Annotated in this window: 17 protein-coding genes and 1 pseudogene; 9 read left to right on the top strand and 9 right to left on the bottom strand. The window is 74.3% G+C overall.

Annotation, left to right across the window (positions count from 1 at the left end):
• The first annotated feature begins 46 nt into the window (after positions 1-46).
• The 3 genes from ACYBSK_RS12440 to ACYBSK_RS12450 all read left to right on the top strand — a co-directional run bounded on the left by ACYBSK_RS12440 (position 47) and on the right by ACYBSK_RS12450 (position 5,013).
• Complete coding sequence (locus tag ACYBSK_RS12440) at positions 47-667, top strand: YigZ family protein (protein WP_457476971.1); 621 nt, start codon at positions 47-49, stop codon at positions 665-667.
• A 135-nt stretch (positions 668-802) separates the two neighbouring features.
• Positions 803-1,969, top strand: a complete 1,167-nt coding sequence (locus ACYBSK_RS12445) for an exonuclease SbcCD subunit D (RefSeq protein WP_460246080.1) — start codon at positions 803-805, stop codon at positions 1,967-1,969.
• Positions 1,966-5,013 (top strand): AAA family ATPase, encoded by a 3,048-nt coding sequence (locus tag ACYBSK_RS12450; RefSeq protein ID WP_460246081.1) that lies wholly within the window; start codon positions 1,966-1,968, stop codon positions 5,011-5,013. Before ACYBSK_RS12445 ends, ACYBSK_RS12450 begins: the two co-directional genes overlap by 4 nt.
• Positions 5,014-5,057: 44 nt before the next feature.
• Here ACYBSK_RS12450 and ACYBSK_RS12455 read toward each other — a convergent pair whose 3' ends face one another.
• On the bottom strand, positions 5,058-5,519 hold the full coding sequence (locus ACYBSK_RS12455) for an Lrp/AsnC family transcriptional regulator (protein ID WP_457476974.1): 462 nt from the start codon (positions 5,517-5,519) through the stop codon (positions 5,058-5,060).
• Positions 5,520-5,610: 91 nt separating this feature from the next.
• On the opposite strand from ACYBSK_RS12455, the gene ACYBSK_RS12460 reads away from it, so the two are divergent.
• Together ACYBSK_RS12460 and ACYBSK_RS12465 are read left to right on the top strand one after the other, a co-directional pair.
• Positions 5,611-6,090: a rhodanese-like domain-containing protein gene (locus ACYBSK_RS12460; RefSeq protein WP_457476975.1), complete on the top strand. Its 480-nt coding sequence runs from the start codon at positions 5,611-5,613 to the stop codon at positions 6,088-6,090.
• Positions 6,091-6,270: 180 nt separating this feature from the next.
• On the top strand, positions 6,271-7,119 hold the full coding sequence (locus ACYBSK_RS12465; RefSeq protein ID WP_460246082.1) for an SDR family oxidoreductase: 849 nt from the start codon (positions 6,271-6,273) through the stop codon (positions 7,117-7,119).
• A 55-nt stretch (positions 7,120-7,174) separates the two neighbouring features.
• Here ACYBSK_RS12465 and ACYBSK_RS12470 read toward each other — a convergent pair whose 3' ends face one another.
• Both ACYBSK_RS12470 and ACYBSK_RS12475 read right to left on the bottom strand, forming a co-directional pair.
• Positions 7,175-8,872 carry a DUF885 domain-containing protein gene (locus tag ACYBSK_RS12470; protein ID WP_460246083.1) on the bottom strand — a complete coding sequence of 566 codons (1,698 nt, stop codon included), beginning with the start codon at positions 8,870-8,872 and terminating at the stop codon, positions 7,175-7,177.
• Positions 8,873-8,883: 11 nt separating this feature from the next.
• The gene (locus tag ACYBSK_RS12475) at positions 8,884-9,381 is read right to left on the bottom strand and encodes an Lrp/AsnC family transcriptional regulator (protein ID WP_457476978.1); all 498 of its coding nucleotides are present in this window, start codon (positions 9,379-9,381) and stop codon (positions 8,884-8,886) included.
• Positions 9,382-9,441: 60 nt separating this feature from the next.
• Between ACYBSK_RS12475 and ACYBSK_RS12480 the strand changes: the two genes are divergently transcribed.
• On the top strand, positions 9,442-10,677 hold the full coding sequence (locus ACYBSK_RS12480; RefSeq protein WP_460246084.1) for a trans-sulfuration enzyme family protein: 1,236 nt from the start codon (positions 9,442-9,444) through the stop codon (positions 10,675-10,677).
• Here the strand turns inward: ACYBSK_RS12480 and ACYBSK_RS12485 are convergent.
• The 3 genes from ACYBSK_RS12485 to pdxR all read right to left on the bottom strand — a co-directional run bounded on the left by ACYBSK_RS12485 (position 10,607) and on the right by pdxR (position 15,110).
• On the bottom strand, positions 10,607-11,878 hold the full coding sequence (locus ACYBSK_RS12485; RefSeq protein WP_460246085.1) for a GNAT family N-acetyltransferase: 1,272 nt from the start codon (positions 11,876-11,878) through the stop codon (positions 10,607-10,609). The genes ACYBSK_RS12480 and ACYBSK_RS12485 overlap by 71 nt on opposite strands.
• A gap of 95 nt (positions 11,879-11,973) precedes the next feature.
• Positions 11,974-13,557 carry an alkaline phosphatase D family protein gene (locus ACYBSK_RS12490; RefSeq protein ID WP_457476981.1) on the bottom strand — a complete coding sequence of 528 codons (1,584 nt, stop codon included), beginning with the start codon at positions 13,555-13,557 and terminating at the stop codon, positions 11,974-11,976.
• 125 nt (positions 13,558-13,682) lie between these two features.
• Positions 13,683-15,110: a MocR-like pyridoxine biosynthesis transcription factor PdxR gene (gene pdxR, locus ACYBSK_RS12495; protein ID WP_460246086.1), complete on the bottom strand. Its 1,428-nt coding sequence runs from the start codon at positions 15,108-15,110 to the stop codon at positions 13,683-13,685.
• A gap of 108 nt (positions 15,111-15,218) precedes the next feature.
• Here pdxR and ACYBSK_RS12500 point away from each other — a divergent pair.
• Positions 15,219-15,575 (top strand): annotated as a pseudogene (locus tag ACYBSK_RS12500) (EamA family transporter); the annotation flags it as partial.
• A 522-nt stretch (positions 15,576-16,097) separates the two neighbouring features.
• On the opposite strand, the gene ACYBSK_RS12505 reads toward ACYBSK_RS12500, so the two are convergent.
• Complete coding sequence (locus ACYBSK_RS12505) at positions 16,098-16,928, bottom strand: alpha/beta fold hydrolase (protein WP_460246087.1); 831 nt, start codon at positions 16,926-16,928, stop codon at positions 16,098-16,100.
• 153 nt (positions 16,929-17,081) lie between these two features.
• Between ACYBSK_RS12505 and sigJ the strand changes: the two genes are divergently transcribed.
• Together sigJ and ACYBSK_RS12515 are read left to right on the top strand one after the other, a co-directional pair.
• Positions 17,082-17,966, top strand: coding sequence for an RNA polymerase sigma factor SigJ (sigJ, locus tag ACYBSK_RS12510; RefSeq protein ID WP_457476984.1), 885 nt, complete (start codon positions 17,082-17,084; stop codon positions 17,964-17,966).
• Between the two features lie 192 nt (positions 17,967-18,158).
• On the top strand, positions 18,159-18,920 hold the full coding sequence (locus ACYBSK_RS12515; protein ID WP_457476985.1) for a GntR family transcriptional regulator: 762 nt from the start codon (positions 18,159-18,161) through the stop codon (positions 18,918-18,920).
• A 279-nt stretch (positions 18,921-19,199) separates the two neighbouring features.
• Here the strand turns inward: ACYBSK_RS12515 and ACYBSK_RS12520 are convergent, their stop codons facing one another.
• Together ACYBSK_RS12520 and ACYBSK_RS12525 are read right to left on the bottom strand one after the other, a co-directional pair.
• Positions 19,200-20,357: an ROK family protein gene (locus ACYBSK_RS12520; protein ID WP_457476986.1), complete on the bottom strand. Its 1,158-nt coding sequence runs from the start codon at positions 20,355-20,357 to the stop codon at positions 19,200-19,202.
• A gap of 130 nt (positions 20,358-20,487) precedes the next feature.
• A complete protein-coding gene (locus ACYBSK_RS12525; protein ID WP_457476987.1) occupies positions 20,488-21,138 on the bottom strand; it encodes a response regulator in 651 nt (216 codons plus the stop codon).
• Between the last annotated feature and the right edge of the window lie 8 nt (positions 21,139-21,146).

Genomic DNA, 21,146 nt, shown 5'->3' on the forward strand with positions numbered 1-21,146 from the left:
GTCGGGCGGGGGCGAGGCCGTTCGTACCTGGGCATACGCTGGTGCGATGCAGGACGAGTACCGCACGGTGGCCCGCGAGGGCGTGCACGAGACAGAGATCAGCCGCTCCCGGTTCCTGTGCGCGCTCGCGCCCGTCGCGACCGAGGAGGAGGCCCAGGCCTTCGTCGCGCGCGTCCGCAAGGAACACCCCACGGCCAACCACAACTGCTACGCGTACGTCATCGGCGCCGACGCCTCCGTACAGAAGGCGAGCGACGACGGCGAGCCGGGCGGCACCGCGGGCGTGCCCATGCTCCAGATGCTCACCCGGCGCGACATGCGCTACGTCGCCGCCGTCGTCACCCGCTACTTCGGCGGCGTGAAGCTCGGCGCCGGTGGCCTCATCCGCGCTTACGGAGGCGCGGTCGGCGAGGCACTCGACGCCCTCGGCACGGTGACCCGCCGCCGCTTCCGCCTGGCCACCGTCACGATCGACCACGCGCGCGCGGGCAAGATGGAGAACGACCTGCGCTCCACGGGCTGTGAGGTACGCGACGTCCACTACGGCGCCGAGGTCACCATCGAGATCGCCCTCCCCGACTCCGACGTCGACCGCTTCCGCACCTGGCTGGCGGACGCGACGGCGGGCACGGCCACCTTCTCCCCGGGCGGCGAGGCGTACGGGTGACCCGTTCAAGCCCCCGCGGCGATTGAGCAGCGGGGTCCGGGGCGGAGCCCCGTGGCGTGAGGGGGCGTCTCCCGCAACAGGCCTCCCGGGCATACCCACCCGTACTGTCAGACCCACCCGTTAGCCTCGTGTCCCATGAGGCTGCTCCACACGTCCGACTGGCACCTGGGCCGCACGTTCCACCGTGTGAACATGCTCGACGCCCAGGCCGACTTCATCGCCCACCTCGTCGCCACCGCCCGCGAGCGCGGCGTCGACGCCGTGGTCGTGTCGGGCGACGTCTACGACCGCGCGGTGCCCCCGCTCGCGGCCGTGGAACTGTACGACGACGCCCTGCACCGCCTCGCCGAGCTCGGCATCCCCACGGTGATGATCTCCGGGAACCACGACTCGGCCCGCCGCCTCGGCGTCGGCGCGGGCCTCATCGGACGGGCCGGCATCCACCTCCGTACGCAGCCCGCCCGCTGCGGCGAGCCGATCGTGCTGCCGGACGAGCACGGCGACGTCGCGTTCTACGGCCTGCCCTACCTCGAACCCGCCCTGGTGAAGGACGAGTTCGGGGTGGCGAAGGCCGGGCACGAGCAGGTGCTCGCCGCCGCCATGGAGCGGGTGCGCGCCGACCTCGCCACCCGCCCCGACGGCACCAGGTCCGTCGTCCTCGCGCACGCGTTCGTGACCGGCGGCGCGCCCAGCGACAGCGAGCGGGACATCACCGTGGGCGGCGTCTCGGCGGTCCCGTCCGGCGTCTTCGACGGCGCGGACTACGTGGCGCTCGGACACCTGCACGGCAGCCAGGTCATCAGCGACCGGGTCCGGTACTCGGGTTCACCGCTGCCGTACTCGTTCTCCGAGGCCGACCACCGCAAGAGCATGTGGCTGGTCGACCTCGACGCGGCGGGCGCCGTCACCGCCGAGCGGCTCGACTGCCCGGTGCCGCGCGCCCTCGCCCGCATCCGCGGCGACCTCGACGACCTGCTCGCCGACCCGGACCTCGCCCGCCACGAGGAGGCCTGGGTGGAGGCCACCCTCACCGACGCCGTGCGCCCCGACGACCCCATGGCCCGCCTCGCCGAGCGCTTCCCGCACACCCTCAGCCTGCTCTTCGACCCGCGCCGCACCGACGACGACGAGCCGGACGCCACGTACGCCGAGCGCCTGAAGGGGCGCGACGACCACGAGATCGCGGAGGACTTCGTGACCCACGTCCGGGGCGCAGGGCCCGACGAGAACGAGCGGGCGGTGCTGCGGGCCGCGTTCGACGCGGTCCGCGAGGACGACGTGGTGCGCGAGGTCGCCCGGTGAGACTGCACACACTCACGATCACGGCCTTCGGCCCCTTCGGCGCCCCGCAGAGAGTCGACTTCGACGACCTGTCGGCCGCGGGCCTCTTCCTGCTCCACGGCCCGACCGGCGCCGGCAAGACCTCCGTCCTCGACGCGGTCTGCTACGCGCTGTACGGGACCGTGCCCGGCGCCCGGCAGAGCGGCAGCGGCCAGGGGCAGAACCTGCGCAGCGACCACGCCGAACCCGGCGTGCGCACCGAGGTCGCCCTCGACCTGACGGTGGCGGGCCGCCGCCTGGAGATCACCCGCCAGCCCCCGCACCTGCGCCCCAAGAAGCGCGGCACGGGCTTCACCACGGAGAAGGCGCAGAGCTGGCTGCGCGAGTACGACGCCGTGGCCGGGGCGTGGAAGGACCTCAGCCGCTCCCACCAGGAGATCGGCGAGGAGATCACGCAGCAGCTCGGCATGAGCAAGGACCAGTTCTGCCAGGTGGTCCTCCTCCCGCAGGGCGACTTCGCGCGGTTCCTGCGCGCCGACGCCGAGGCCCGCGGCAAGCTCCTCGGCCGGCTCTTCGACACGCACCGGTTCGCCGCCGTGGAGACGCGGCTCGCGGAGGACCGCAAAGCGGCACAGAAGCAAGTGGTCGCGGGCGACTCCGAGCTGCTGGCCGACGCCCACCGCATGCAGCAGGCCGCGGGGACTCTCGTGGAACTGCCGCCCGTCGACGCGGCGCCCGGCGACCCCGGCCTCGCGGACGCCGTCCTCACCTGGGCGGCGACCGCCCGCTCGACCGCACGTGAGCACTTCACGCATGCCCATCTCGCCCTGGACGCGGCCGAGTCGGCGCGGATCGCGGCCCAGCGCGAACTGGCGGAGACGACGGAGACGCACCGCCTGCAACGCCGTTTCGCGCAGGCCCGCGAGCGGGAGACCGCCCTTGAGGAGCGCGCCGACGAGCACCGCGCGGTCCAGGAGCGCATGGACCGCGCCCGCAAGGCGGCCACGGTGGAGCCGTCGCTGGCCCTGCGCGAGGAGGCGGAGACGGCGCACCGGGAGGCGCAGGAGCAGGACCGGCGGGCTCGGGCCGCGCTGACGGCGGAAGGCGCCGCGTCCCCGGGCGACGCGGCGGGCGCACAGAGCGTGCCGGAGTCACCGGAGGCGCTCGTCGAGGCCGCCCGGCGTGTCGCCCAGGAGCTGGGCGGACTCGACGCGGCGCGCCGGGGCGAGCGACGGCTCGGCGAACTCGCGCGCGAGCGCGCCGACCTCGACCGTGAGGAGCGCGCCGACGCCGACCTGCTCGCCGACACCGAGGGCTGGCTCGACGGCTGGGACGCCCGCCGGGCCGAACTCCAGGCCCGCGTCGACGAGGCGCAGGACGCCGCGACCCGCGCCGAACACCTCGCCGGCCAGCTGGAACCGGCCCGCAAGCAGGCCCGCGCCGCCGTCGAGCGCGACCGGCTCACCGAGCGCGCCAAGGTCGCCGACGCCGACGCGCTGCACGCCCGCGAACAGGCGGCGAGCGCCCACGAGCACTGGCTCGGCCTGAAGGAACAGCGGCTGCGCGACGTCGCCGCCGAGCTCGCCGAGGCGCTCGTCGACGGCGCGCCCTGCACCGTCTGCGGCGCCACCGAGCACCCCGCGCCCATGCGCAAGTCCGAAGGGCACGTCGACCGGGCCGCCGAGGAGACCGCGCTCGCCGCCTACCGCACCGCCGACACGCGCCGCACCGAGGCCGAGCGCGCCCTGGGCGACGTACGGGAGGAGCTGGCGGCGGCGAAGGCGGCGGCGGGGGACGCGCCCGCCGCGCAACTCGCTGAAACGGCAAGCGAGTTGGCGGAGCGGCACGCCGAGGCGCACACCCTCGCGGCCACCGCGCACCCGGCCCGCGAGACCCTCGCCCGCGCCGAGAGCGAGCGCGACCGGCGCCTGGCCGCGCGCCAGGAGGCCGCCCAGCGCACCGCCGCCCGGACCTCGCTGCGCGAGGCCCTGGACCGTGAACAGGTCTCCCTGGAGCGCGAGTTGGCGCAGGCGCGCGGCACGGCCGAGAGCGTCGAGGCACGCGCGGCGCAACTGGAGCGGCGGGAAGCGCTGCTCACCGGGGCGGCCGACGCGGCCCGCGCCGTCGAGGAGACGGCACGGCGCCTCAAGGACGCGGACGCGCGACTCGCCGACGCGGCGTTCCGGGCCGGTTTCGACACGCCGGAGGTCGCGGCTGCCGCCCTGCTCGACGACGCCCGGCACCGCGAACTCCAGCACCGCCTCGACGCCCGGCAGACCGAGGAGGCGACCGTACGCGCGGTGCTCGCCGAGGAGGAGACCGCGGAGGCCGCCCGCAGGCCCGCCGCGGACGTGCCCGCGGCCCAGGCCGCCGCGGGGGCCGCCGACGCGCGGGTCCGGGCGGCCGGCTCCGCGCGCGACGCGGCCCAGCGCCGCTGCGCCGAGCTCGACCGGCTCTCGCGCCGCGCCGCCACCGAGGCCCGCCGCCTCGGACCGCTGCGCGAGACCTACGACCGGGTGGCCCGGCTCGCCTCCCTCGCGGCCGGCACCGCCGCGGACAACGAGCGCAAGATGCGCCTGGAGTCGTACGTGCTCGCCGCCCGCCTGGAGCAGGTGGCGGCCGCGGCGACCGCCCGGCTGCGCCGCATGTCCTCCGGGCGCTACACCCTGGTGCACTCCGACTCCCTTGCCGGGCGCGGCCGTTCGGGCCTCGGCCTGCACGTCGTCGACGCGTGGACGGGCCGCGAGCGCGACACGGCGACGCTCTCCGGCGGCGAGACCTTCTTCGCCTCCCTCGCCCTGGCGCTCGGCCTCGCGGACGTCGTCACGGACGAGGCGGGCGGCGTCCGCCTCGACACGCTCTTCATCGACGAGGGCTTCGGCAGCCTCGACGACCAGACCCTCGACGAGGTCCTCGACGTCCTCGACTCGCTGCGCGAACGCGACCGCAGCGTCGGCATCGTCAGCCACGTCGGGGATCTGCGGCGGCGGGTGCACGCGCAGCTGGAGGTCGTGAAGGGGCGGGAGGGGTCGGTGGTGCGGCAGCGCGGGGTGCAGCAGGCCTGACCCGGGCGCGGGCCGGACGTGTGCGGGCCGGACGTGCGCGGGTGTCAGTGCCCGATCGCACGCCGCGGCAGCGGCGACGAGTACACGACGCTCGTCGTCACCGAGCCCAGGGCGCCGATCCTGCCGGAGACCTCCTCCAGGTGCTTCATCGAGCGTGCCGCGACCTTGATGACGAAGCAGTCGTCGCCCGTGACGTGGTGCGCCTCCAGGATCTCGGGGGTCACCTCGACGAGGTCGTGGAACGGTTTGTAGTTCCCGTTCGGGTAGCGCAGGCGGACGAAGGCGAGGATCGGCAGGCCGAGCCGTTCCGGTACGACCACCGCCGTGTAGCCGGCGATCACGCCCGCCTCCTCCAGCCTGCGCACCCGTTCGGTCACGGCGCTCGCGGACATGGACACGGTCCGGGCCAGCTCGGCGTAGCCGGCGCGGCCGTCGCTCTGGAGGGCCCCCAGAATGCGCCAGTCGGTGGCGTCGGGGACATACGGCGGGGAATCAGTGGTCACCATCGAGAAATAGCAGGGGAATCCCCGGTCGGGCAAGGAGAACGCCGGGGATCGAGCCTTCAGCGGGGTGCGCTGCGGCCGTAGATTTTTGGTCATGAACAACACCACTCCGGCCATCAACCCGGTTCTCCGCACCGCCCCCGCCTCGCCGTCCGCCGCTGCCGCCTACTTCGGAGCGAGCCTCGCCTTCCACGCCGATGTGTCCGATGTCGCATCGGCCCTCGCCTCCGACGGTGACCCGGGGTTCGTCCTCCTCGACTCCCGGTCCACCGAGTCCTGGGACCAGGGGCACGTCCCCGGTGCGGTGCACCTGCCGACCGCGCTCATCCCCGAGCAGGCCGAGCGGCTGCTCGACAAGTCCGTGCCGGTCGTCGCGTACTGCTGGGGGCCCGGGTGCAACGGTGGGGCGCGGGCGGCGCTCGCTCTCGCGCAGCTCGGGTTTCAGGTCAAGGAGATGCTGGGTGGGTTCGAGTACTGGGTGCGGGAGGGGTTCGCGTACGAGACGTGGGAGGGGGGCGAGGTGCGTGACGCCGATCCGTTGACGGCGCCGCTCGCGGCCTCCTGCGGCTGCTGACCCACCCGCCCCCACGCCACGGGGCTCCGCCCCGGACCCCGCTGCTCAATCGCCGCAGGGGCTCGAAGGATCGGGGCTCCGCCCCGGGCCCCGATCCTGAATCGCCGGAGGGGCTCCAATGGCTGGGGTCCGGAGGAAATCGTGTGCGGGCCCGTCCCGTCTCCCGGCATGATGCGCCGCATGCCGAAACTTCCCCAGCCCAGCCGTGACGACCTCCGCCGTGACCCCCTCCCGCTGCGCGGCCGCACTGCGCTCGTGACCGGTGCGAGCCGGCGCGGGGGGATCGGGTTCGCCGTGGCCCGGCGGCTCGCCGCGTACGGGGCGAGCGTGTACCTGCACCACCACGTGGCGCACGACGCGGAGATGCCGTGGGGCGCGGACAGCCCGGACGACGTCGCCGACGCCGTCCGGGCCGTCCGCGGGGTACCGGACGCCGTCGTGGCGCACGGCCCCGCCGACCTCACCGGACCCACCGCCCCGGCCGACCTCGTCGGGACCGCCGCCCGCGCCCTCGGCGGACGCCTCGACATCGTCGTCGCCAACCACGCCCTCAGCGGCAGCGACGGCACGCTCGACACCATCGACGCCGCCATGCTGGACGCCCACTGGGCCGTCGACGCCCGCTCCGTGGTGCTGCTCGTCCAGGCCTTCGCCCGGCACCGGGCGGCCACCGCCCCGGAGCGGTCCGGGGGCCGCGTCGTCATGATGACGTCCGGCCAGGACATCGCCGACGGCATGCCGGGCGAGATCGCGTACGCCCTCCAGAAGGGCGCGCTCGCCTCCGTCACCCGTTCCCTCGCGACGGCCCTCGCCCCGCAGTACATCACCGTGAACACCGTCAACCCCGGACCCGTGGACACGGACTACCTGGACGGCGAGGTGTACGACGCGATCGCCGGGATGTTCCCCGCCAAGCGGTGGGGGATGCCCGACGACCCGGCCCGGCTCATCGCGTGGCTGGCCACGGACGAGGCCGAGTGGATCACCGGGCAGGTCGTCGACTCGGAGGGCGGCTTCCGGCGCACCTGAATGGCGCACCTGACCCGGCGCACCGGACCCCGGTGCGCCGGACCGAGCGGGACGCCTACAGCTTCGACAGTTCGTCCACCAGGTCGTCCAGCCCCAGCGACCCCTGCGACAGCGCCGCCATGTGCCACGCCTTCGCGTCGAACGCCTCGCCGTGCGCGGCCCGCGCCCGCTCCCGGCCGAGCAGCCACGCCCGCTCGCCCAGCTTGTAGCCGATCGCCTGGCCCGGGATCGACAGGTACCGGGTCAGCTCGCTCTCCACGTAGTCCGCCGGACGGCTGCTGTGCGCGCCGAAGAACTCCTGCGCCAGCTCGGGCGTCCAGCGCTCGCCGGGGTGGAACGGGGAGTCCGCGGGGATCTCCAGCTCCAGGTGCATGCCAATGTCGACGATGACCCGGCAGGCCCGCATCATCTGCGCGTCCAGGTAGCCGAGCCGGGTCTCCGCGTCCGTGAGGAAGCCCAGTTCGTCCATGAGCCGCTCCGCGTACAGCGCCCAGCCCTCCGCGTTCGCGGACACGATGCCGAGCGTCGCCTGGTAGCGGGACAGGTCGCCCGCCACGTGCGCCCACTGGGCGAGCTGGAGGTGATGGCCGGGGACGCCCTCGTGGTACCACGTCGACACCAGGTCGTAGACGGGGAACCGGTCCTGGCCCATCGTCGGCAGCCAGGTGCGGCCCGGCCGGGAGAAGTCCTCCGACGGCGGCGTGTAGTAGGGGGCGGCGGCGCTGCCGGGCGGCGCGATGCACGACTCCACGCGCCGCACCCGCTCGGCGAGTTCGAAGTGCGTGCCGTCGAGCGCGCCGATCGCGTCGTCCATCAGCTGTTGCAGCCACTGCCGGACCTCTTCGACCCCCTCGATGTGCCGCCCGTGCTCGTCGAGGTGCGCGAGCGCCACCCACGGCGTCCCGGCGCCCGGGAGGATCTTCTCTGCCTCCGCGCGCATCTCCGCGAGCAGCCGGTGGAACTCGCTCCAGCCGTACGCGTACGCCTCGTCCAGGTCGAGGTCCGTGCCGTTGTAGTAGCGGGACCAGCGCGCGTACCGCTCGCGGCCCACGACGTTCGGCGCGCCCTCGACGGCGGGCGCGTACACGTCCCGCATCCAGTCGCGCAGTTCGACGGTGGCGGCGTCCGCGGTGCGGGCCGCGGCGGTCAGCTCCGCGCGCAGGCCCTCGGGCCCGGCGCCCACGAACTCCTCGAACCAGCCCTGCCACTCGTCGAGTTGAGCGATGAACGTCTCCGTCGGCCGGGGCGCCCCGTGCAGCTTGCGCTCCAGGCCGAGCGCCAGCGTCTCCCGGTAGCCCGCGAACGCGCCGGGCACCGCCCGCAGCCGCTCGGCGATCGCCGCCCAGTCCTCGTCGGTCTCGGTCGGCGTGACCGTGAACACCTCGCGCGCGTTGTGGATCGGCGATCCCAGGTTGGAGACCTCGCGCAGGTGCTCGTCGGCCTCGTGCACCGCGAGCGTGGCGGTCAGCCGCTCGCGCAACAGCCGCGCGCAGCGCCGCTCCACGTCACTGTCCGCGCCGGGCGCCCGCTCCGCCTCGTCGAGCCGCGCGAGGGTCTCCCGCGCCAGGTCCGCGACCGCGGCGAGGCCGGCGGGGGAGAGGTCGGGCAGCTTGCTGTGGGCCTCCCGGACCCCGAGGAACGTCCCTTCCACGGGATCGAGGGCGACCATCGCGTCGACGTAGGCGTCGGCGACCTGGCGGGGCAGTCGGGCGGCGGAGTGCTGAGAGCTCGCGGTGTGTGGCATGCGACACATCCTCGTACGAGTCAGGGTGCCGCGTCACCATGATTCGCCGCGGGCGGAAGCAGGGGCCCGCACTCCCACTGCTGGAAGATCAACCGGGTCTCCACGCGGGCCACTTCGGGGCGCGCCGTGAACGCGTCGAGCACGAGTCGTTGCAGGTCCGCCGTGTCGCGGACGGCGACGTGCACCAAGTAGTCGTCGGGGCCGGTCAGATGGAACACCGTACGGGCCTCGGGCAGCGCCCGGATCCGCTCCACGAACGGACCGACGAGCTCCCGGCGATGGGGCCGCACCTGCACCGAGAGCAGCGCCTCCAGGCCCCGGCCGAGCTTCGCCGGATCGAGCCGCAGCACATGCCCGAGGATCACACCGCCGCGCCGCAGCCGGGCCACCCGGTCCAGACACGTCGAGGGCGCGACCCCGACCTGCGCCGCCAGATCCCGGTAGGTGATGCGGGCGTCGTTCTGCAGCAGGCGCAGTATGTCCAGATCGATCGGATCGAGTACGACGGAGTCGGCCATCGGCCGAACGTAGCACGGGAGTTCACCAACGGGGCCCGCCCGTTGTTCAGCATCGACGCCATGGACGACACCTTCAGCGACGGACCCCGCGCGCGTACCCGCGCCTTCGCCACCGAAGCCGTGCACGCCGGCCGCGACGACCTCGCGGCCCTCGGCCTGCACGCCCCGCCCCTCGACCTGTCCACGACCTACCCGTCGGCCGACAGCCGCGCCGAGGCCGCCCGTATCGACGCCTTCGCGGCGAGCGGCGCCGTGGACGACGGGCCGCCCGTCTACGGCCGCCTCGGCAACCCGACCGTCGCCCGCTTCGAGACGGCGCTCGCCCGCCTCGAAGGCACCGAGGCGGCGGTGGCGTTCGCGAGCGGCATGGCGGCGCTGACCGCCGTCCTCCTCGTACGGCTCGCGGCGGGCCCGCGCCACGTCGTCGCGGTCCGTCCGCTGTACGGGTGCAGCGACCATCTGCTGACGGCGGGCGTCCTCGGCACCGAGGTGACCTGGGTCGACCCGGCGGGCATCGCGGACGCCATCCGGCCCGACACGGGCCTCGTCATGGTGGAGTCGCCCGCCAACCCGACGCTCGCGGAGGTCGATCTGCGGGCCGTCGCGCACGCCTGCGGATCGGTGCCGCTGCTCGTCGACAACACGTTCGCGACTCCCGTGCTGCAACGCCCCGCCGAGAGCGGTGCCCGGCTGGTCCTGCACAGCGCCACGAAGTACATCGGCGGGCACGGCGACGTTCTCGGCGGCGTGGTGGCCTGCGACGAGGCGTTCGCGCGCGAGTTGCGCAAGGTGCGGTTCGCGACCGGCGGGGTGCTGCACCCGCTCGCCGGATATCTGCTGCTGCGCGGTCTGTCGACGTTGCCGGTGCGGGTGCGTGCCGCGTCCGCTACGGCCGCCGAACTCGTCCGGCGGCTCGCCGCGGACCCGCGCGTCACCCGTGTCCACTACCCGCGGATCGGCGGCGCGATGGTCGCCTTCGAGGTCGCCGACGATCCGCACGCGGTGATCGCCGGGGTCGACCTCATCACCCCGGCGGTCAGCCTCGGCAGCGTCGACTCGCTCATCCAGCACCCGGCCTCCATCAGCCACCGGGTGGTCGCGGCCGACGACCGCAGGGCGGCGGGCGTGAGCGACCGGCTGCTGCGGCTCTCGGTCGGCCTGGAGGACGTGTCGGACCTGTGGGCGGACCTGGACCGGGCGCTGGGCCCCGGTCCAGGTGGCGTGCTCAGTGGTGCTGCTCGGCCCGCTCGTACGGGAGCGGCGACTCCACCTGTGCCGCATCGAGCCGGACGGTGATCACCAGCGTGCCCTCCTCGATCTGGTAGTCGAGGGGCAGTCCGAGGCCGCGCATCGCCGCGACCATGCCCGTGTTGGACGACTGCGTGACCGCGTACACGTTCGCGCAGCCCGCCTCGACGGCCATCGCGACCAGTCGGCCGAGGAGTTCGGCGCCGATGCCGCGGCGCTGCCAGTCGTCCTCCACGAGCAGCGCCACCTCGGTCTCGTCGCCGTCCCACAGCAGGTGGCCGAGGGCGACGATGCGGCCGGACGCGGTCTGCGCGGCGAGGGTGCGGCCGTAGCGGGGGCTGAGCAGGTGGCCGAGGTAGCGGTCCGCGTCGGCGACGGGACCGTGGTAGCGCCTGGCGAGGGTGGCCTGTGAGCACCGGTCGTGCATCGCCTTCGACAGGGCGAGGTCACCGGGGTCGGCGCGCCGCACCGTGATGTCGTTGCCCTCGGGCAGCGTCAGGACGTCCTCGCCGCCCGGCACCCGCGGGCCGAGCCGGGTGTCCAGCTCCACCAGGGCGCGGGCGCGCGCGAACTCGGTCGGCGTGAACGGCAGATACGGCCGCTCCACCGTGATGAGTCCGCCCTCCGGGGTGCGCAGCCGCAGCACCGTGTCGTCGAAGCCGCCCTCGACCGGCGCGCCGCCGGGGCCCGCGGACGCCTTCGCGGGCAGCTGCTTGATGGTGCAGCGGCCGAGCAACTGGCGCAGCGCGAGCGGGAGTTCGGCGGCGTCGAGCGCGGTGCGGGTGGCGAGACCGAGGATGCGGGTGGGGGCGTCCACCAGGTCGTGGGCGTCCGCCCGCTCGACCCAGGTGTCGGCGCCGCCCGCGTCCGCGACGGCCCCGGACAGCTCGTCCGTGGTCAACTCCTCGGGCGCGCGCAGCAGGAACTCGTCGACGGTGCCGTCGGCCAGCGGGTGCGTCTGAAGGCTCAGGATGTCGACGCGCCGGTGGGCGAGGGCCGTGCACAGCGCGGCCAGCGAACCCGGCTCGTCCCGCACGGTCGTCCGCATCCGCCACAGCGCGCTGCTCGCCGGGTCGAGCGGCCCGGCCGCGGCCTCCGGGGAGGCGGGCGGCCGGGTGGCGGTATCCGCTGTTGGTGGGGCGTGCTCCTTGTGTCGTGACCACAGCAATCGCAGACCGGCGGCCGCGGCGGCGAGCAGCACCGCCGCACAGCAGACGACAAGGGCAACAACATGCGTCTCAGTACTCATGCGTCCACTGTGCAGGAGTGGTGTTGCGTGATCACAAACGCTTTGTGACCGACGGGTTAAGCGTGCTTATGTCGGTTTTCTGCGCGCCCATGCGCTCATTGGCCGACGAGTCCCGGCCGCAACGTCTGCGAGAACAGCACGTCACCGCCCTCCTGCCGCAGCCGTACGGTGAGTTCACCGCTGCCGCCGTCGATCTCCACCTCGCCGAAGTACGGCGGGGTCTCGGCCGGCGAGGTGTTGTTCCGGTCCGGCGCCTTGACGAACACCTGACGCGGGCCGAACGTCCCGTCCAGCTTCAGCGCCTTGAACCCGCCCGCCGCCAGCGGTCCCGACACGAACTCCCAGAACGGTTCGAAGTCCTGGAACGCGGCGTTCGACGGCTCGTAGTGCTGCGCCGACGTGTAGTGCACATCGGTCGTCAGCCACAGCGTGCCGGTGATCCGGTCGTGCTTGATGTGCCGCAGCAGCTCGGCGATCTGGAGCTCGCGCCCGAGCGGCGCCCCCGGATCGCCCTGCGCCACCGCCTCGAAGTTCGCGGTCCCGTCCGGGACGACGAGGCCCAGCGGCATGTCGGAGGCGATCACCTTCCACACGGCGCGCGAGCGCGACAGCTCCCGCTTGAGCCAGGCGAGCTGCTCGGCCCCCAGGATGCCGGTGGTGTCGTCGGCCTGCCGCCCCGGCGAGTTCGCGTTCCGGTACGAACGCATGTCGAGCACGAACACGTCGAGCAGCGGCCCCTGCCGCAGCACCCGGTACACCCGCCCGCCGGTGTCGCCCGGCGGCAGCGTCGAGATCGGGAAGTACTCGCTGAACGCGCGCAGCGCCCGCCCCGACAGCACGTCCACGTTCTTCTCCGTGTAGCGCTCGTCGGTGAGGATCTGCCCCGGGTACCAGTTGTTGCGCACCTCGTGGTCGTCCCACTGCGTGATCGTGGGGACCTGCGCGTTGAAGCGGCGCAGGTGCTCGTCGAGCAGGTTGTAGCGGAACGCGCCCCGGAACTCGGCGAGCGTCTCGGCGACCTTGGACTTCTCCTCGGTGGTCACATTCCGCCACACCCGTCCGTCCGGCAGCGTCACGCTCGGCAGGATCGGGCCGTCGGCGTAGATGTTGTCGCCGCTGCACAGGAAGAAGTCCGGGTCGAGGGCGCGCATGTCCTCGTACACGCGCCAGCCGCCGCGGTCCGGGTTGATGCCCCAGCCCTGCCCCGCGATGTCCCCGGACCACAGGAACCGCACCCCGTCGCGGCGGCGCACGGAAGCGGTGCGGAAGGTGCCCTCGACGGGCTCGCCGGTGCGTCGCGGGTCGTCCGGGTCGGCGAGCCGGACGCGGTAGTGGATCTGCTCGCCGGGCGGCAGGCCGCGCAGCCGGGTCGTCCCGGTGAAGTCGGTGCCGGGCCCGAGCAGCGGCCCCCGCCATCTGGTGACGTTCTTGAACGATTCCGTGGCCGACGTCTCCACGACCATCCGCGCGGGCCGGTCGGAGCGCACCCACACGAGCCCCGAGTGCGCGCCCACGTCCCCGGTCTGCACGCCCCAGCCGGCCTTGGGCCGGCCGGAGAGCGCGAGGGCGGGCGCGGCGGCGCCGGCGACCCCCGGCAGGGCCAGCGCCGCGGACGTGGCGAGCGCGCCGCGCAGCACGCCGCGGCGGCCGGGCGGGGGAGTGTGCGGACGGTCTGACATGGACGCCTCCTGTGACGGTCTCGACGACGGTGCGGTGCCATGGCCTGCGCGCGGCGCCGCCCTGCCACTCCTACTGCCGTGCCACGGCGCACACGCGAACCCCAAGTGAACAACCGCCCCCGCCGTCAGGGGAACGGGGCGCGCGCGGCCTGTGCCAGGAGTCGTACCCCTTCGGCGATACGGGCCGGTGACAGGTGCGCGTAGCCGAGCACCAGGGACACCCCGTCGTCGGCGCCGCCCCCGTAGTGGTCCAGCGCGCGGACCGCCACCCCGGCCGCCGCGCAGCGCTCCAGCAGAGCGCGGCGCGGACCGCAGTGGGCGGGGAGCGTGGCGATGGCGTGCAGCCCGGCCGCGATCCCGGACACCTCGGTGCCGGGCAGGTGGTCGTGGAGCGCGGCCACCAGGGTGTCGCGGCGCTCCTTGTAGGCGCGTTGGCAGCGCCGCAGCTGGCGGTCGTAGTCGCCGCGCTCGACGAAACGGGCCAAGGCCTCCTGGTCGAGGGCCGGGTTGCCGAGGTCCATGTAGCGCTTGCGGGCGACGACGTCGTCGGCGAGTCCGTCCGGCACGACCAGCCAGCCGAGGCGCAGGCCCGGCGCGAGCGACTTGCTGACCGAGCCCGTGTAGGCGACGTGCTCGGGGTCGAGTCCTTGCAGGGCGCCCACGGGCGCGCGGTCGTACCGGAAGTCCCCGTCGTAGTCGTCCTCCACGACCAGGCCGTCCACCTCCCGCGCCCAGTCCAGGAGTTGGGCCCTGCGCGCGGCCGAGTAGGCGATCCCCGACGGGAAGTGGTGCGACGGGGTGGTGATCGCCGTGCGGACCCCGGACTCCCGCAGCGGACCGACGGCGAGCCCCTCGGCATCCATCGGCAGGCGCACCGCCCGCGCCCCCACGGTCTCGAACAGCTCCTCGTACTGCGGACTGCCGGGGTTCTCCACCCCGACGTCGGGCCGCCCGCGCGCGCGGAGCACGATCCCGAGCAGCGTCACCGCCTGCGTCACCCCGGAGCACACGACGATCCGCTCCGGGTCGGCCACCGCGCCGCGCCGCCGGGTGAGCAGTTCGGCGAGGGCCGTGCGCAGGCGGGGCAGACCGCGCGGGTCCGGGTAGCCGAGCGTCCGGTGCGGAAGGTCCGAGAGCGCCGCGCGCTGCGCAGCCGCCCACGCCGCGCGCGGGAACAGCGACAGATCCGGGCTCCCCGCCACGAAGTCGGCCCGGACACCGGCCGGGGCCCGCGGCGCCAGATCGCTCGCGCCGGGCGCGGCGGCCGAGCGCGCCGCGCCGCCCACCCACGTCCCGGCGCCCTGCCCGGTCCGCAGATACCCCTCCGCGGTCAGCTGCTCGTACGCCTCCGTGACGAGCCCCCGCGACACCCCGAGGTCCCGCGCCAGCTCCCGGCTCGACGGCAGCCGTGTCCCCGCCCCGATCCGGCCCGAGCGCACCGCGCCGCGCAGCGCCTCCTGCAACGCCCGCCCCCGCGCGCGGGCGGGCGCGGACACCGCGGGCAGCAGCAACTCCCAGGCGGGAGAGGGGATCGGGTCCGGCGACGACGTCATACGGGGACCCTAGGAGACAATCGCCCGGCCCAGCGGGGGAATTGGTCCCCGATACGGCCGCCCGACTGGACCTCGTGGCGGACCACCCGCGCTTCCTACCGTCGCCCCATGAACACCGCTTCCCTCCGGGGCTCCCTGCTCGCCGCGCTCGCCTGCGTCCTCGTCGGCGGCTCCTTCACCGCCAACAGCGTTCTGGGCGACTACCCGTACGCGGGCGGCCAGTTCCTCCGGTACGCCGCCGCCTGTCTGCTGCTCGTGCCGCTCGTCGGACGGGGCGGGACGCGCCCCTTACGCCGTCTGACGCTGCGTCAGTGGGGGCGGCTCGCGCTGCTCGCCGCCGTCGGCATGGTGGGCTTCAACCTCGCGATCCTCGCCGCGGAACGCACCGCCGAACCGGCCGTGCCGGGCGTCTTCGTGGGGTGCGCCCCGGTGGTCGTGGCCGTGCTGGTGCCTCTGCTGAGCGGCGTCCGGCCGAGGCGGGCCGTGCTCTACGGGGCGTTGCTCGTCGCCGTGGGCGCGTTCACGGTCCAGGGGTGGGGCCGGACCGACGCCGCCGGGATCGCCTTCTCCGTGTGCGCGCTGGCGGGCGAGGTCGGCTTCGCGGTGCTCGCCGTACCGGTGCTGCGGCCGCTCGGCCCCCGGCTGCTGTCCTGCGCCGTGTGCGGGATCGCCGCGCTGGAGGCGGCCGTCGCCGGGCTCGTCGTGGACGGCGCGTCCTGGCTGCGCGTCCCGGACGGCACCGAGTGCGCGGCCCTGGTGTGGCAGGCCGCGGTCGTCACGGTCGTCGGCTTCGTCTGCTGGTACATGGGCATCCAGCGGATCGGCGCGGAGCGGGCCACGCTGTTCTCCGGCCTCATCCCCGTCGCGGCGGCCGCCACCGCGCCGCTCGTGGGATCGGGCACGTACGGCGTCGCCCAGGGCGTCGGCAGCGCGCTCGTCGGCGCCGGAGTGGCCCTGGGCTCCGGGGTGTTCGGCCGGCGGCGCGCCTCAGCGGCTGCCGTCGAGGATCACCCGCGCGACGAGCGCCGGGTCGTCGTTCATCGGGACGTGGCCGCAGCCGGGGAGCTTGACCAGGCGGGCCTGCGGGATGACGTGCTTGGCGCGGATGCCCTGGCGGCGCACCAGGATGCGGTCCCGGTCGCCCCACGCGATCGTGACCGGAAGGTCCTGGATGTCGTCGTGGAACAGCACCGCCCGGCCCGCGTCGAGGGTCTGCCTGAACCCGGTCGCCTCCCGCAGCGCCAGCGTCTCGGCGACGACCGCGTCCGGTGAACGGCGGCCGGGCCGGGCGTAGATGGTGCTGGTGAGCGCCGCCCGCCCCGGCGCGGAGCGCGACAGGCGCTCGATCATCGGCAGCGGCATGGCCCGTGCCCCGGCCCGCATCGCGAGCAGCGTGCCGAACGCGTACCGGCGCTCGGCCTCGGTCCAGAACCCGGCGGGGGAGAGCGCCGTGACGGACCGCACGCGCCGCGCGCGGGCGAGGTCGAGGGCGAGCAGCCCGCCCAGCGAGTTCCCCGCCACGTGCGGCCTGTCGACGCCGAGGTGACGGCAGAACGCGTCGAGGACCGGCACCACGCTCTCCAGCCCGTACGCGAGCCCCTCCGGCAGCGCGGGCGACTTCCCGAACCCCGGCAGGTCCACCGCGATCACGTCGCGTTCCGTCGCGAGGATCGGCAGCACCGGCTGCCAGGCCTCCCAGTGGTGCCCGATCCCGTGCAGCAGGAGCAGCGGTTCGCCCGCGCCCGCGCGCTCGTACGCCAGGCGCACCGTGCGGGTTCCTCCGGCGCTCTCGATGCTGAAGGACGCCTCTGTCGCCATGTCGTTCGCTCCCTGTTCCCCGCCTCGCCACGACGGTTCCTTAGACACCTTGTCAGCAACAATTACCGCCCAGTAGCGCGCAGTTCAAGGGGCGTAGCAGAAGTAGTGGAGCGCCCGCTGGACAGCGCGCGGCGCGTCCTATGGGATGAACGGGTGGCCACCGACACAGAGATCGATGACTTCGAAGAGCACCGCCCCGTACTGATGGGCGTCGCCTACCGCATGCTCGGCCGTGTCGCCGACGCCGAGGACGTGGTGCAGGACGCCTGGCTGCGCTGGTCCCGCGCCGAGCGGGCCGAGGTGCGCGAACCACGCGCCTACCTGGTGCGCGTCACGACCCGGCTCGCGATCGACCGCCTGCGGCAGGCCCAGGCGCGCCGCGAGTCCTACGTGGGGCCCTGGCTGCCCGAACCGCTCGTCACCGACTTCGGGCCGCGGGTGCCCGACACCGCGGAGCAGGCCGTCCTCGCCGACTCCGTCTCCCTCGCCGTCCTCGTCGTCCTGGAGTCCCTCTCCCCGCTGGAACGCGCCGTGTTCGTGCTGCGCGAGGCGTTCGGACTCTCGTACGCGGAGATCGCCGGGACCCTCGACCGGGGCGAGGCCGCCGTGCGGCAGCTCGCCGCCCGTGCCCGCAAGCACGTCGACGAGCGCCGCCCGCGCTTCGACGTCGACCCGGCGCAGCAGCGCGACCTCACCGAGCGGTTCCTCGCCGCCGCGACCGAGGGCGACCTCGGCGGGCTGATGGACCTGCTCGCTCCGGACGCCCGGCTCGTCGGCGACAGCGGCGGCAAGGCGAGGGCGCCGCTGCGGGTCATCGAGTCCGCGGACAAGGTGGGCCGGTTCGTGGAGGGCGCCACCCGCCAGGGCATGGAGGGCGGCGGCTTCGAACTCCGCCTCGTGGAGTTCAACGGCACCCTCGGTGTGCTCGTCTCCGCGAACGGCAAGCCGGACTCCGTCATCCAACTCGGCCTCCACGAAGGCCGGATCCAGCAGATCTACATCGTGCGCAACCCGGACAAGCTGGGATCGCTCGGCTAGCCGACACTGCCTTCGCACCGCCCTGGGCCCGCCCCCGTCACGCCGACGGGGGCGGGCCTCACGCGTTCCCGGAGGGTGATTGGTATTGACCAAGTTCCGAGAGCGGTCCTACTCTCGCAGGGATAAGGCAGGAACCTTTAATAAACAAGGCCGATAAAAACCTGCCAGGGCGCGGCCGTTGCGGAGGACAGGGTGGGGACCACGCAGTTGGAAGCGGCTCCGGAGCCGAAGTACTGGCACCTGAGGACCGTGCTCAGCGAGGCGCTCGACTCCGAGTTCGCGGTGGGCGAGATCCTGCCGAACGAACGTGACCTGGCGGCCCGCTTCGGCGTCGCCCGCGCCACGCTCCGGCAGGCCCTGGAGCAGCTGGAACTGGAGGGCCGCCTCCAGCGCCGCCGCGGCGTGGGCACCACGGTCGCCCCGCCCCGCATGGGCGTCGCCGTCGCGTCGAACGCGCAGGACTGGCCCGGTGGCAGCGACGACGCGTGGCAGGCCGTCGACTCCGCCTTCGAGGTGCCGCCGAGCGCGGTCGCCGCAGCGCTGGAGCTGGCCGCGGACACCGAGGTGCACGTGCTGCGCCGCACCCGGGTCTCGCACGGCCAGCCGGTCGCCGCCGAGCTGCTGTACGTCCCCGTCTCCTCGGCCCCCGAGCCGGCCGCCATCGACGGCCTGTCCGGCGCGGCACGCGCGCGTGCGGTCGTGCGCGAACTTCAGCGCCTCGGCCTCGACGGCGAGGACCGCGCGGTCGAGCTGGGCTCGGCCCGCGCCGACGACGCCAAGGAACTGGACCGCCTCCCCGGCGCCCCCGTCCTCGTGGTCACCACCCGCTACTTCGCCCACGGCGCGACCGCCGCGGTCTCCGTGGCCACCTACCGCGCGGACACCTGCCGCCTCACCTTCGGCGACACCGCCTCCGTCGAAATCCACCACACCCCTCACTCAAGGGCCTCCTGACCCCACCCCCAGGGGCGCGAGGAACCGCGCACCGCACACCGGGTGACGCGAGGCCTGACGGTCGACCGCCCCCTACAGGGGCGCGAGGAACCGCGCACCGCACACCGGGTGACGCGAGGGCTGACGGTCGGCCGTCACTTACAGGGGCGCGAGGAACCGCGCACCGCACCGCCGGGTGACGCGAGGGCTGACGGTCGACTGTCACCTACAGGGGCGCGAGGAACCGCGCACCGCACCACCGGGTGACCGCAACGATCCGGTCGACCGGGGAACCCGGAATCAGCGGCGAGCCGTCACCGTACTCTCGGTCGCAAACAACCGCTCCTCCACATGATCCAGCGCCAGCCGCAACGCCCCCGTGGCCACGGCAGCCTCCCCCAACACCGACAACGCCACCCGCGGCGGCCGCAGGCAATACCGCTCCAGCTCCCGCCGCAACGGCTCCAGCACCCCGTCGAGCCCGGCCGCCCACCCCCCGACGACCACCAGCTCCGGATCCAGCGCCAGCACCAACGCGGCGACATCGTGCACCAACCGCTGCAAGAACCGCTCGAACGCGGCGGACGCCCGGTCGTCCCCCTCCCGCGCCAGCGCGAACACCTTCGCCACGGCGCGCTCGTCCAGCGGATGCAGCGGCTCGTCCGTCGTGGACAGCAACGCCTCGGGCCGCACCTCCCGCCCCAGCAGATGCAGCGCCCCGATCTCCCCGGCCGCGCCCCCGTACCCCCGGTGCAGCCGGCCGCCGATGAGGGCGCCCGCACCGGGGCTCAGCCCGGCCAGCACGAACACCATGTCGTCGGTGTCCACCCCGGCGCCCATCCAGTGCTCGGCCACGGCCGCCGTGTTCGCGTCGTTCTCCACGAGCACCGGGCACTTGAAGGACCGGCGCAACCGCTCGCCGAGCGGCAGCCCGGTCCACCCCGGCAGCGCCGTCCCCAGCCGCACCGTCCCATCGGCGTCCATGATCCCCGGGCTGGCCACCCCGACGGCCCGCAGCGAGTCGCGCGCCACCCCCTGGCGGCGCAGCAGATCGGCGACGGCCGCGCGCATCCGCTCCAGCCGCTCGTCCGCGGGCGCGGTCTCGCAGACCTCCTTGGACGCCGAACCGAGCACTCGGCCGTCGAGCGCGGAGAGCACCGCCGACACCCGGTGCGCGCCGATCTCCAGGCCGAGCAGATGCCCCGCCTCCGCCCGGAACCGGAACTTGCGCGCGGGCCGGCCCTGCCGCCGCGCGCCCGGCTCCTCCACCGTGGTCTCCACGACGAGCCCGGCCTCGATGAGCCCCTCGACGACGCCCTCCACGGTCGGCCGCGACAGCCCCGTGACACCGGTGACCTCGGTGAGGGTCGCGAAATCGGTGGAGCGCAGCGCGTGCAGCACCACCGCGGAGTTGATCCGCCTGAGCAGAGAGGGATCCCCGCCGGTCAGCCGCCCCACCGTCGTCCTCCCAGGTCGCACGTGTTCGCCGGATGGTACCCGCAGCCACCGACACCGGCGAGAGTCGGGTGCACTTCTGCGCCGGGGCCCGCTCAGCCGGGCACAACGCCGTCAACCAGGCATCGCGCCGTCAACCGGGCGCCACGAACCCCGACTCGTACGCCGCGATCACGGCCTGCGTCCGGTCCCGCGCGCCCAGCTTCGTCAGGACCGCGCTCACGTGCGACTTCACCGTCTCGGTGCCGACGACGAGATCCGCCGCGATCTCCGCGTTCGACAGGCCGCGCGCCATCAGCCGCAGCACCTGCCCCTCGCGCTCGGTCAGCGCCGCCCGCTCCAGGGCCGCGCGGGCCGGTGAACTCCCGTACTCCGCCGCCAGTTTGCGGACCGCCGCGGGAAACAGCAGCGACTCGCCCGCCGCGACGAGACGGACCGCGTGCACGATCTCCTCGGGCCGGGCCCGCTTCAGCAGGAAGCCGTCCGCGCCCGCGCGCAGCGCCCCGTACACGTACTCGTCGTTCTCGAACGTGGTGATCACGAGGATCTTCGGCGGCCGGTCGGCGCCGCGCAGTACCGCGCGCGTGGCCTCGATGCCGTCGAGGAGCGGCATGCGGACGTCCATGGCGACGACGTCGGGCCGCAGTTCGCGGACGAGCGGGACGACGGCCGCGCCGTCCGCGGCCTCGCCCACCACCGTGATGTCCGGCTGCGCTTCCAGCACCGCGCGCAGCCCGGCGCGGACCAGCGGTTCGTCGTCGACGAGGAGGACAGTGAGCGGCACGCCGTCAG

The organism is Streptomyces sp. BYX5S (assembly GCF_054724165.1).

Excerpts from the sequence above, each read along its gene's own strand:
- ACYBSK_RS12440 (WP_457476971.1), top strand. The coding sequence starts at position 47 with ATGCAGGACGAGTACCGCACGGTGGCCCGCGAGGGCGTGCACGAGACA.
- ACYBSK_RS12445 (WP_460246080.1), top strand. The coding sequence starts at position 803 with ATGAGGCTGCTCCACACGTCCGACTGGCACCTGGGCCGCACGTTCCAC.
- ACYBSK_RS12455 (WP_457476974.1), bottom strand. The coding sequence starts at position 5,519 with ATGGTGACCACTGATTCCCCGCCGTATGTCCCCGACGCCACCGACTGG.
- ACYBSK_RS12460 (WP_457476975.1), top strand. The coding sequence starts at position 5,611 with ATGAACAACACCACTCCGGCCATCAACCCGGTTCTCCGCACCGCCCCC.
- ACYBSK_RS12465 (WP_460246082.1), top strand. The coding sequence starts at position 6,271 with ATGCCGAAACTTCCCCAGCCCAGCCGTGACGACCTCCGCCGTGACCCC.
- ACYBSK_RS12470 (WP_460246083.1), bottom strand. The coding sequence starts at position 8,872 with ATGTGTCGCATGCCACACACCGCGAGCTCTCAGCACTCCGCCGCCCGA.
- ACYBSK_RS12475 (WP_457476978.1), bottom strand. The coding sequence starts at position 9,381 with ATGGCCGACTCCGTCGTACTCGATCCGATCGATCTGGACATACTGCGC.
- ACYBSK_RS12480 (WP_460246084.1), top strand. The coding sequence starts at position 9,442 with ATGGACGACACCTTCAGCGACGGACCCCGCGCGCGTACCCGCGCCTTC.
- ACYBSK_RS12485 (WP_460246085.1), bottom strand. The coding sequence starts at position 11,878 with ATGAGTACTGAGACGCATGTTGTTGCCCTTGTCGTCTGCTGTGCGGCG.
- ACYBSK_RS12490 (WP_457476981.1), bottom strand. The coding sequence starts at position 13,557 with ATGTCAGACCGTCCGCACACTCCCCCGCCCGGCCGCCGCGGCGTGCTG.
- pdxR (WP_460246086.1), bottom strand. The coding sequence starts at position 15,110 with ATGACGTCGTCGCCGGACCCGATCCCCTCTCCCGCCTGGGAGTTGCTG.
- ACYBSK_RS12505 (WP_460246087.1), bottom strand. The coding sequence starts at position 16,928 with ATGGCGACAGAGGCGTCCTTCAGCATCGAGAGCGCCGGAGGAACCCGC.